Annotated in this window: 6 protein-coding genes; all 6 read left to right on the top strand. The window is 66.3% G+C overall.

All coding sequences use genetic code 11. The features are described from left to right. Positions 1-104 precede the first annotated feature (104 nt). The 6 genes from ABZW16_RS32795 to ABZW16_RS32770 all read left to right on the top strand — a co-directional run bounded on the left by ABZW16_RS32795 (position 105) and on the right by ABZW16_RS32770 (position 12,020). Positions 105-632: a DUF732 domain-containing protein gene (locus ABZW16_RS32795; protein WP_354959972.1), complete on the top strand. Its 528-nt coding sequence runs from the start codon at positions 105-107 to the stop codon at positions 630-632. Beyond that, positions 623-1,618 (top strand): cutinase family protein, encoded by a 996-nt coding sequence (locus ABZW16_RS32790; RefSeq protein WP_354959983.1) that lies wholly within the window; start codon positions 623-625, stop codon positions 1,616-1,618. Before ABZW16_RS32795 ends, ABZW16_RS32790 begins: the two co-directional genes overlap by 10 nt. A 187-nt stretch (positions 1,619-1,805) precedes the next feature. Continuing rightward, on the top strand, positions 1,806-2,849 hold the full coding sequence (locus ABZW16_RS32785) for an LLM class F420-dependent oxidoreductase (protein ID WP_354959971.1): 1,044 nt from the start codon (positions 1,806-1,808) through the stop codon (positions 2,847-2,849). Between the two features lie 191 nt (positions 2,850-3,040). Next, positions 3,041-4,957 (top strand): long-chain-fatty-acid--AMP ligase FadD32, encoded by a 1,917-nt coding sequence (gene fadD32, locus ABZW16_RS32780; RefSeq protein ID WP_354959970.1) that lies wholly within the window; start codon positions 3,041-3,043, stop codon positions 4,955-4,957. A 143-nt stretch (positions 4,958-5,100) separates the two neighbouring features. Continuing rightward, positions 5,101-10,452 carry a polyketide synthase Pks13 gene (pks13, locus tag ABZW16_RS32775; RefSeq protein ID WP_354959969.1) on the top strand — a complete coding sequence of 1,784 codons (5,352 nt, stop codon included), beginning with the start codon at positions 5,101-5,103 and terminating at the stop codon, positions 10,450-10,452. Between the two features lie 23 nt (positions 10,453-10,475). After that, positions 10,476-12,020, top strand: a complete 1,545-nt coding sequence (locus tag ABZW16_RS32770) for an acyl-CoA carboxylase subunit beta (protein ID WP_354959968.1) — start codon at positions 10,476-10,478, stop codon at positions 12,018-12,020. Positions 12,021-12,065 lie beyond the last annotated feature (45 nt).

The following is a 12,065-nucleotide window of genomic DNA, read 5'->3' as shown; positions in this document are numbered from 1 at the left end:
CCCGCAGACCCCCTTCAGCGACCTGCGAGCAGTCGCCATTGCTGGCTTTCCTCTAGCCTGGGTGGCGACCCAACCCTTAGCGAACAGATCGAGGACACGAATTCATGCATCGGACCCGTGGAAAGGTTATCGGCGTAGTCGTGGGGATCGCCGCTACCGGCTTGCTCGCTGCCTGCGGCAATAACGATTCGACGGCGACGAGTACGCCGACGATGTCCCACACCACGACGGCCGCGTCGCCGACCGCCGCCCCGACCAGCGCTGGTGCGACCGGACAGCCGCCGGCCTCCGAGCCCGCGCAGACGACCGTCGATACGGCGACGCCCGAGCGCCCGCAGCCGGTCCCGACCAATGCCGTCCCGACCGAGGACAGCTCCAAGCTCACCGACAAGGACAAGAAGTTCCTGGACGCGCTGAAGGCCGCTGGCGTCACCACCGCGTCGCCCGATATCGCGCTGAGCATCGGCGCCTATGTCTGCCAGGGCGTCGCGGCGAATGCCTCCGACCAGGATCTGATGACCTTCGTCTCCGCGATGGCCGGGTCGGATCCGTCCTTCGATCCGGCGAAGATGCCGGTGGAGAAGGCCGGAAGGATCTACATCGATACGGCTAAGGCGACGTACTGCCAGTGAGTGCGCGCGGTTCGACGTCCCGCCGGTCCGGGAAACCGGTGGGGCGCCTGCTCTTCATCGGGCTCGTCGTGCTCGTCGTCATCATCGCGGTGGTGCTGTGGTTCGTACTGGCCGGGCGGCTGCGCCCGCCCAAGCCGGGTCCGAAGCCGCCGCCCGCACCGCCGACCTCGCAACCGGCCTGGTGTCCCGATGTGCAGATGATCTCGGTGCCCGGGACCTGGGAATCGAACAGCAATGACGATCCGCACAGTCCGACGGCGAATCCGATCTCGCTGATGCTCAATGTTTCGGGGCCGCTATCGCAGCAGTTCCCGCAGGGGCGGGTGGACGTCTACACCACCCCGTATGTCGCGCAGTTCTCCAATCCGATCGCGATCCCGCCGGACGGCCAGCAGTCGTACAACAACAGCCGCTCCGAGGGTTGGCAGCGCACGATCGACATGATGGCGAGTCGGTATCGCGACTGTCCGCTGACCACGTACGTGATCGCGGGGTTCTCCCAGGGCGCGGTGATCGCGGGCGATATCGCCAACCAGATCGGCGCGGGCAATGGACCGGTACCCGCGGATAAGGTGCTCGGCGTGACGCTGATCGCCGACGGCCGCCGCACCGGTGACGGTGGAACCGGCCAGGCCATCCAGGTCGGCACGGCGCCAGCGGGTGTCGGCGCGGAAGTCGCGCTCAATGGATTGAAGGTTCCCGGCATCACGATGACCGGTGCGCGTTCGGGTGGGTTCGGTTCGCTCGCCGACCGCACCTACACCATCTGCGCGCCGGGCGATCTGATCTGCGATTCACCCCGAGACGCGTTGAGCCCCCTGAACATCGTGGGCAGCGTGCTGACCCTGGTACACGCGGTGGGCAACCCGGTGCACAGTCTGTACAACGGCTACGTGGTCGACGGTAATGGCACCACCGCGACGCAGTGGACGGTGAGCTGGGCCAATGGGTTGATCGAGGAGGCGCCGCATCCGGCGCATTCGTGAGATCGCACAGCAAACGTGCGCTCGGACCGGTGTTCGCACGCGTGGTGCTGCGACAACCGCACTGGAGTTCCGTCGCACGCTGTAAAGTGCGCCTGATGATCGCGACGCAGGCAGCTGCCCCCAAAAGCGTGGGCACGTGTGGCCTCGCGTCGCGCCCACATTTCCTTACAGCCAGGAGCATGAGTTCATGACAGAAGCCGCCGCACCGGCCACCACGGCGAGCCGTGAAGCGGATGCTGAGTTGACCGCACTGGGCACTCCTCTGCGATCCTTCCGCTTCGCGGCGGCGGGCGAGGGAAATAAGCAAGAGGGCGGGGCCCGCAAGTTCATCCAGACGGCGCAGCAGGCCGAGGAGTACGGCTTCGACACCTTTGTGGTGCCGGATCACCTGGGTGACCAGATCGGCCCGATCGCCGCGCTCGGCGCGCTGACCCAGGCCACCGAGCGGATCCGGCTGGGAACCTCGGTGCTGGCCAATGGCTTCCGGCATCCCGTGGTGCTGGCCAAGGACCTGGCCACCATCGATGTGCTGTCCAAGGGCCGCCTCGAGGTCGGCATCGGCGCAGGCTGGAAGCAGGACGAATTCCTTGCCGCCGGTCTGCCCTACGAGGCGCCGGGGGTGCGGCTCGCGAAGCTGGACGAGACGCTGAGCATCCTCGATGTGCTGCTGCGTGGCCAGGAGTGCACCTTCGAGGGCAAGTACTACCAGGTGCACGGCGTCAAGGGCACGCCACGGCCGCGCCAGGGTCCGCGCCCGCCGATCTGCACCGGCGGCGGCGGACCGAAGATGCTGCGCCTGGCCGCCAAGCACGCCGACATCATCTCGGTCGTTCCGGTCACCACCAAGAACGGCAAGGGTCTGCTCTCCGGCATCACCTTGGAGAAGACCATCGAGAAGGTGAACCTGATCAAGGAGGCGGCGGGTGACCGGTTCGCCGATATCGAGCTGAACTGGGCCATCACCGCGATCGTCATTACCGACGATCGGGAGAAGACCGCCGAGATGGCGCTGTCCGCGATCGATCGCGGCCTGCACCCCGACCTCGAGGTGGACGTCAAGCTGTCGGTCGAGGACATTCTCGCCTCCCCGTATGTGGCGATCGGCACATTCGAGGAGATCGCCGAACAGATCCGTCAGGTGCGGCAACTCACATCGATGTCCTATGTCGGTGTGTTCCCCACCCAGATGGACGCGTTCGCGCCCGTGATTCCGCTGCTGCGGGGAGAGTGACCCGGTCTTCTCTGTAACATGACTCTGGTTTGAGAACATCTAGCCGATAGCGGTCTACCGCGCAGACCGCAATAAAATCTGCAGGCTGGCTCTCGCATGTAGAGCACCCGCTGCGATAGCGAGTCGGGGCCTCACAGGTAACAGCGGCGATATCGCCGTCTTGCTGCGTGTGCCTCGGAGGAGATGAAGGAATGGACGAGACTTTCGACGATTACCTGGATGAGACCGGGAACATCCGTATTCCCGATGACCACACCCTGGTAGACCACGTCGAGAAGCACACCCGCAACGACGCGAACACGCTCGCGTACCGCTACATCGATTACTCGCGTGAGCGTGACGGTGAGGCGCAGGAGCTGACGTGGCGTGAGTTCGGTGTTCGGCTGCGCGCGGTGGCCGCTCGACTGCAGCAGGTGACCAACCCGGGCGACCGGGTCGCGATCCTGGCCCCGCAGGGCCTGGATTACGTGATCTCCTTCTTCGCCGCGATCTACGCGGGCACCATCTCGGTTCCGCTGTTCGACCCGGACGAGCCGGGCCATACCGACCGCCTGCACGCGGTGCTCGGCGACTGCGAACCCTCGGCCATTCTGACCGCGAGCTCCTCCGCGGCCGGTGTGCGCCAGTTCTTCCGTTCGCTGCCCGCCGCACAGCGTCCGCGCATCATCGCGGTCGACGCGATCCCGGACAGTGTCGGCGAGAGCTGGGTGCGCCCTGATGTCGCCGTCGACGATATTGCCTACCTGCAGTACACCTCGGGCTCCACCCGCGTACCGGCCGGTGTCGAGATCACCCACCGGGCGGTCGGCACCAACCTGCTGCAGATGGTCGAGGCGATCAACCTGGACTGGAACTCGCGCGGTGTCACCTGGCTGCCGCTGTTCCACGATATGGGCCTGCTGACGGTGATCCTGCCCGCGGTCGGCGGCAAGTACATCACCATCATGTCGCCGAGCGCGTTCGTGCGCCGCCCGTACCGCTGGATCAAGGAACTGGCCGCACACAACGACGGTGCCGGAACCTTCGCCGCCGCACCGAACTTCGCATTCGAGCACGCCGCGGCGCGTGGTCTGCCGAAGAGCGGCGAGTCGCTGGATCTGTCGAATGTCATCGGTCTGATCAACGGCAGCGAGCCGGTCACCACCTCGTCGATGAAGAAGTTCAACGAGGCGTTCGCACCGTACGGCCTGCCCAAGACCGCGATCAAGCCCTGCTACGGCATGGCCGAGGCGACGCTGTTCGTCTCCGCGACCAAGGCCGAGGACGAGGCCAAGGTCGTCTACGTCGACCGCAACGAGCTCAATGCGGGCCGGATGGTCAGGGTTGAGCAGGGCACCGAGAACTCCATCGCGCAGGTCTCCTGCGGTTATGTGGCGCTGTCGCAGTGGGCGGCCATTGTCGATCCGGAAACCGTCGACTCCGACGGCGGCGGACACGAACTGGCCGACGGCCGGGTCGGCGAGATCTGGCTGCACGGCAACAATATGGGCATCGGCTACTGGGGTCGCCCGGACGAGACCGCGGCCACCTTCCACAACAAGGTCGCGCATCGTCTTATCGAGGGCAGTCACACCGACGGCACCGCGGCCGATGCGAACTGGATGCGCACCGGCGATTACGGTGTCTACTTCGAGGGCGAGCTGTATATCACGGGGCGGGTGAAGGACCTCGTGATCGTCGACGGCCGCAACCACTACCCGCAGGATCTCGAGTTCTCCGCGCAGGAGGCCTCGAAGGCGCTGCGGCCCGGTTTCGTCGCGGCGTTCTCGGTGCCCGCGAACCAGCTGCCCGCCGAGGTGTTCGAACAGGGCAGCCATTCGGGCCTGAGCTTCGACGCCGATGACGCCTCCGAACAGCTCGTCATCGTTGCCGAGCGCGGGCCGGGCGCCGGTAAGGCCGATCCGCTGCCGATCGCGGACGCCGTCCGCGCCGCGGTATCCCAGCGCCACGGTGTGACCGTGCGCGACGTGCTCTTGGTACCCGCCGGGTCGATTCCGCGGACCTCCAGCGGCAAGATCGCGCGACGCGCCTGCAAGACTGCTTATCTGGAGGGAACGCTGCGGGGTGGTTACACCCAGCAGGCCTTCCCCGATGCACCGGAAGAGTAATTGCCCGAGGGTGGCGCCGTAGCGGCTGCTCGCAGGTCGATTCACCAGGATCGGCCCGATCGTGGACGCGCGGCGGGCCCTTCCCCCGCCAGGCGTCAATTCAACGGCGCGCCCGGTACCCAGACAGGTAGCTTGAGGAATTGATGGCTGACAACGAGGGCACGCCCACCCAGACGACCGAAATCGTGCCCGCCGCGGCGGACGCGATCGATACCGCTGACGCTTCGCAGTCCGCCGCGAAACCCGGCGCCGCGACGACCGATATGTCGGTCCCGGAGCTGCGGGAATGGCTGCGGCGCTGGGTCTCCGACGCGACCGGTCAACCGATCGAGCAGATCACGGTGGACCGGCCGATGGAGGAGTTCGGGCTGGCCTCCCGCGATGCCCTCGCCCTCGGCGGTGATATCGAAGAGCTGACCGGTGTGGTGCTGACCGCGACGATCTACTACCAGCATCCGACCATTGCGTCGCTGGCCGAGGTCGTCATCAATGGTGAGCCGGAGGCGCCGGAGGAGGCGGGTGACGACTCGTTCTACACCGCCGGATACCAGCCGGGCGAGGCGCACGATATCGCGATCGTCGGCCTGTCGACGCGGCTGCCCGGTGCGGGCGATACCCCCGAGTCGACCTGGGAATTCCTGATCAACCGCGGTGACGCGATCCGGGAGCGGCCCGAGGGGCGGTGGGACGAGTTCACCAGTGAGCCCGCGGTCGCCGAGGCGGTTGCCGCGGGCAATACCCTGGGCGGCTACCTCGACCAAGAGGTCCTCAAGGGCTTCGACGCGGAGTTCTTCGCGATGTCGCCGATCGAGGTCGAGCGGGTCGATCCGCAGCAGCGCCTGGCCATGGAGTTGACCTGGGAAGCGTTGGAGCACGCCAGGATTCCGGCGAGTGAGCTCAAGGGTGAGCCGGTCGGTGTGTTCATCGGCTCGTCCAGCAATGAATTCCAGTTGATCGCCGCGCTCGGACTCGGCACCCCGGATCCGAATGTGCCCGCCTCGGCCGAGGCGTACGCCATCACGGGCAGCGTTTCCAGCATCATCCCCAACCGGGTGTCCTACTTCTTCGACTTCCGCGGTCCGTCGGTCGCGATCGATACCGCGTGCTCGTCCACCATGGTCGCGGTGCATCAGGCGGTGCGGTCGCTGCGCGACGGCGATTCGAATCTGGCTGTCGCCGGTGGCGTGAATATGCTGCTCTCGCCGATGGCGTCGCTCGGCTTCGATCGCAATGGCGCTATCGCCAAGAACGGGCGGCTCAAGGCGTTCTCGTCCGATGCCGACGGTTTCGTCCGCGCCGAGGGCGGCGGTCTGGTCGTGCTCAAGCGGCTCGCCGACGCCGAGCGCGACGGCGACAAGATCTACGCGGTGATCAAGGGTTCCGCGGTCAACAATGACGGCCGGTCCAACGGTCTGCTCGCGCCGAATCCGGATGCGCAGGCCGATGTGCTGCGCCGGGCCTACCGGGACGCGGGCATCGTGCCCTCGACGGTCGACTACATCGAGGCGCACGGTACCGGCACCCTGCTCGGTGATCCGATCGAGGCCGATGCGCTCGGCCGGGTGGTCGGCCGCGGTCGCGATGACGATAGGCCCGCGCTGCTCGGTTCGGCCAAGTCCAACTTCGGTCATCTGGAGTCCGGCGCGGGTGCGGCCAGCCTGGCCAAGGTGATCATGGCGTTCCAGCACAATGTGCTGCCGCCGAGCATCAACTTCGCCGGTCCGAATCCCTACATTCCGTTCGACCAGGCACATCTGAAGGTCGTTGCCGAGCCGACGGAGTTCCCCCGCTACAGCGGCACCGCGACGGTCGGTGTTTCCGGCTTCGGTTTCGGTGGTACCAACGCGCACCTGGTGCTGCAGGAGTACCTGCCCGTCACCGCGGCGCCCGTCGCCGCCGTCGAGCAGGTGGCCGCAGAGGTCGACGAAGAGTCGACGGATGTGATCGAGGAAGCAACCGAGATCGTCGAGGCCGCCGAAGTCATTGCGGCCGAACCCGAATGGTCGACCGAGCGGGCCGAGCCGCTGCCGGTGATCATCGCGGTATCCGCCTACCTGCCCTCGCGGCGTCGCCGCGCCGCCGCGGATCTGGCCGACTGGCTGGAATCCGATGCCGGTCGCGATGTTCCGCTGGCGGATGTGGCCCGGTCGACGGCCAAGCGCAGTCACGCGCGTTCGCGTGGTGTAGTGCTGGCCAAGACCCATGAGGAGGCCATCGCCGGTCTGCGCGCTATCGCGGCGGGTAAGCCGGGGCCCGGTGTGTTCACCGCGGACGCCCCAGCCGCCAATGGTCCGATCTGGGTGCTGTCCGGATTCGGTGCCCAGCACCGCAAGATGGGCAAGCAGCTCTATCTGGAGAATTCGATCTTCCGCAAGGCCGTCGACGAGGTCGATGAGCTGGTGCAGGACGAGGCCGGATATTCGGTGCGCGAAATGATCCTGGACGATGCCCAGGATTACAACGTCGGCACCTCGCAGGTCGGCATTTTCACCATTCAGATCGGTCTGGCCGCGCTGCTACGCGCGCACGGCGCACAACCCGATGCGGTGGTCGGTCATTCGATGGGTGAGGTCGCCGGGGCCTATATCTCCGGTGGACTCGTGCTCGAGGATGCGGTGCGCGTGATCTGCGCCCGCTCGCGCCTCATGGGCGAGGGCGAGGCGATGATCAGCGATGACGATGTGCGCAATATGGCGCTGGTCGAGCTGAGTGCCGCCGATATCGAGGCGATGCTGGTCGACTATCCGGACGTGGAGTGCGCGGTGTACGCGGCACCGACGAATACGGTGATCGGCGGACCGCAGGATCAGGTCGCGGCGATCGTGGCGAAGGTCGAGCAGGCGGGCAAATTCGCCCGCGTGCTGCAGACCCGCGGTGCCGGGCACACCTCGCAGATGGATCCGCTGCTGGGTGAGTTGGCGGCCGAGCTGGCCGGTATCGAGCCGACCAAGCTGAAGACGGGTCTGTACTCGACCGTCAACAAGGAAGAGTTCTACCGTCCCGGCAGCGATCCGGTGCACGATGAGGACTACTGGGTCAAGAACATGCGCCACGCGGTGTACTTCACCAATGCGGTGAAGCTCGCGGTGGACACCGGGCACACCACCTTCGTGGAGCTGGCGCCGAATTCCGTTGCGCTGATGCAGGTGCTGGGGACGACGTTCGCGGCCGGTGTGCACGATGCGCAGCTCATCCCGACGCTCAAGCGCAAGGAAGACGAATCGGCGGGCGTAATCGCCGCGCTGGCCCAGCTCTATGTGCACGGGCATCGGGTCGACCTGTCGTCGCTGCTGCCCGCTGGCGAGTACGCCGATATTCCGCGTACCGCATTCCTGCGCAAGCAGTACTGGCCGAAGGCGAAGATGGCCAGCGGCAGCGGTAACGCCCGGGTGCCGGGTGCGCATGTCGCGCTGCCCGACGGGCGGCACGTGTGGGAGGTGCCGGCCTCGGCTGTCACCGATCTCGCGGCGCTGGTGAAATCTGCTGCGGCACAGGTGCTCAGCGATGTCTCGCTCGGCGCGTCGGTCCCGCATGCGGTGCTGCCGACGGCCGGAACGCTGACCACCACGCTGACGCCGCATCTGGGTGGCGCATCGGTGCAGGTGCATGTCCGTGCGGGTGCGAACTTCCAGCTGCTGTTCGAGGCGGTCGTCGCATCGAGTGCGCCGCTGCCCGAACCCGTTGTCGCCGAGGCGGTTTCCGCTGCCGAGGTCGCGACCACCGCGGACACCGATCTGGAGATCGTCGAAACCTTCGGTGAGCGTTGGGATCCGGCGGGCACGCAGACCCTGGAGGAGCGGCTGGCGCTGATCGTCGCCGAGTCGATGGGGTATGCGGTCGAGGATCTGCCGATGGAGATCCCGCTGATGGAACTCGGCCTCGATTCGCTGATGGCCATGCGCATCAAGAACCGGGTCGAATACGAATTCGATATTCCGCAGCTGCAGATCCAGGCCGTGCGCGATGCCAACCTGAACGAGGTCGCCAAGGTGCTGCACTACGCCATCGAGCACCGCGACGAGGTGCAGGCGATGGCCGATAAGCAGGCCGCTGGCGAGGAGATCGCGGTCGACGGCGGATTCATTGCGGCGGCCCGCGCGGCTGTCGCGGCTGGCGAGGATCCGGCGGCCGTGGTTGCAAATGCGGCTGCCGCCGAAGGGGTTTCGCTGGGTGCCGAGAACACCACGGTGGCGGCGGAGGCCGAGCAGATAGTCGCCGAAGCCGAGACTGCTGCCGGTATCACCGGTGCTGCCGCTGGTACCGCCGCGCCTGCCTCGGCCACGCCCGAGCAGGCCGCCGCGGCCGAGGCCGACGAAGCCGCGATCGAACGCGCGCTGGCCGCCGAGGACACCACCGCGGTCGGTGGGGCCGAGGCCGTGGCTGCCGCTTCGATCTTCGGTCAGCCCGCCGGTGCCGACGAGGACGATGTGCCGCCGCGCGATGGCGCCGAGCGGCTGACCTTCGCCACCTGGGCGATCGTCACCGGTAAGTCGGCGGGTGGCATTTTCAACACCCTGCCGATCCTGGCGGAGGAGGTCGCCGAGAAGTTGGCGGCCCGACTCACCGAGCGGGTCAAGGCCGAGGTCAGCGTCGATGATGTGCTCGACTGCGAGACCATCGAGCAGCTCGCCGATATCGTGCGCAGTCTGCAGGACAGCGGCGCCGATGTGGACGGTTTCGTGCGTCCGCTGCGGGCACGGCCGGAGGGCTCGAATGCCGTGCCGGTCTTCGTATTCCACCCATCGGGCGGCAATACGCTGGTTTACGAACCGCTGCTGAAGCGGCTTCCGGCCGATACCCCGATGTACGGCTTCGAGCGCGTCGAGGGCGATATCGTCGAGCGGGCGCGCAAGTACCTGCCCGAACTGCGCAAGATCCAGGGCAACGGACCCTACGTGCTCTACGGCTGGTCGCTCGGCGCGGTATTCGCGCTGCAGATCGCCCAGCTGCTGCGGGCCGAGGGCGCCGATGTGCGCATCGTCGGCCTGATCGACCTGGCCATTCCGACCGAGGGCGAGGACAACAGCCCCGAGGAACGGTTGCGTCGCGTCGAGCGCTATCAGGTATTCGCGAAGAAGACCTACGGTGTGGAAGGCGCGCTGGATCGCGAACAGTTGGAGACGTTGGCCGCGGCCTCCGATGAGGAACAGTTCAAGATGATCAGCGATCTGATCAAGATCAGCGGAACCAAGATTCCGGGTGGCGTGCTCGAACACCAGCGCACCTCTTGGATCGAAGGGCGGCACTTGGCCAAGACCACGCCGACGCACTACGACGGCAATGTGGTGCTCTACCTCGCGGATCGGTATCACGACGGCATGATCGAGCTGGAGCCCCGGTACGCGGACCGGCGACCGAATGGTGGTTGGGATGAATACATTCCGAACCTAGAGGTTATTCATATCCCGGGTGACCACCTCCAGATCGTTGACGAGCCACGGATCGGAAAGATCGGAGCCGACCTCACCGCAAAACTTGCTGTAATCGCCCCGTAGGGGTGCCTGATGAGAGGGGCCACGTGAGCACTACTGCCGGGAAGCTCGCCGACCTGCGCAAAAGACTCGAATTAGCGCAGGAACCGGCGGGTGAAGCGGGGGTGGCGAAGCGGGCGAAGAAGGGAATTCCGAGCGCCCGCGACCGGATCAATATGCTGTTGGATCCGGGAACCTTTGTGGAAATCGGTGCGCTGGTGCGCAAGTCGGGTGATCCGTCCGCGCTGTACGGCGACGGCGTGATCACCGGGCACGGTCTGGTCGAAGGGCGTCCGGTCGCGGTGTTCTCACACGACCAGACCGTTTATGGCGGTTCGGTCGGTGAGATGTTCGGCCGCAAGGTCGCCAACATCATGGAGTACGCCGCGAAGGTCGGCTGCCCCATGGTGGGCATCAACGATTCCGGCGGTGCGCGCGTGCAGGAGGCCGTGACCTCGTTGGCCTGGTACGCCGAGCTCGGGAATCGCGCCGAGCCGCTGTCGGGGATGGTGCCGCAGGTGTCGTTGATTCTCGGCAAGTGCGCGGGCGGTGCGGTTTACGCGCCCATCAATACCGATGTGGTGGTGGCGACCGAAGAGGCGTACATGTTCGTCACCGGGCCCGCCGTGATCCGTGAGGTCACCGGCGAGGACGTGAGTCTCGAGGAACTCGGCGGCGCGCACAGTCAAGCGCAGTACGGCAACATCCATCATGTGGCCCCGGATGAGAAGGCCGCATTCGAATGGGTGCGCAGCTATCTGGGCTTCCTGCCGACCAGTTGCCAGGAGCGGCCCCCGGTCGTGAATCCCGGTCTGGAGCCGGAGCTCACCGAATCGGATCTGGAACTGAATTCGATTGTGCCGGACTCGGATAACTCCGCCTACGACATGTACGAGATCCTGTTGCGCATCTTCGACGACGGTGATTTCCACGAGGTCGGCGCCGCGGCTGGGCGCAATGTCATCACCGGATTCGCGCGGGTCGACGGGCGCAGCGTCGGCGTGGTCGCGAATCAGCCGATGGTGTATGCCGGTGCGCTCGACGCCAGGGCTTCCGATAAGGCGGCGCACTTCGTGCGTATGTGCGACGCGTTCGAGATTCCGCTCGTATTCGTGGTGGACACACCGGGATTCCTACCCGGCGTAGAACAGGAGAAGATCGGCGTCATCAAGCGCGGCGGCCGCTTCCTGTTCTCCTATGTGGAGGCCACCGTGCCCAAGGTGACTGTGGTGATCCGCAAGTCCTACGGTGGTGGGTACGCGGTAATGGGCTCGAAACAGCTCGGCGCGGATGTGAATCTGGCCTGGCCGACCGCGCGAATCGCGGTCATGGGCGCGGAGAGCGCGGTCAGTCTGATCGGCCGCAGGCAGATCGAGGCGGCGCCGGAGGACCAGCGTGCCGCGGTGCGCCAGCAGATGATCGACTTCTATAACGCGACCATGGCGACCCCCTGGGTTGCCGCCGAGCGCGGCTATATCGACGCCGTCATCGAACCCTCGGCCACCCGCCTCGAGCTGCGGCGTGCCCTACGCCTGCTGCGCGATAAGAAGCTCCCGCGCAACCCGCGCAAGCACCACCTGCTCCCGCTCTGACACGGCCGCAACTTCGACTACGGAATCGGGCCCGCAACCCGCGCG

This window comes from Nocardia sp. NPDC004604, from assembly GCF_040609795.1.
Lineage (GTDB): Bacteria > Actinomycetota > Actinomycetes > Mycobacteriales > Mycobacteriaceae > Nocardia.
Note: the sequence above shows the minus strand (reverse complement) of the source record. Positions and strands in the feature narration are given on the sequence as shown.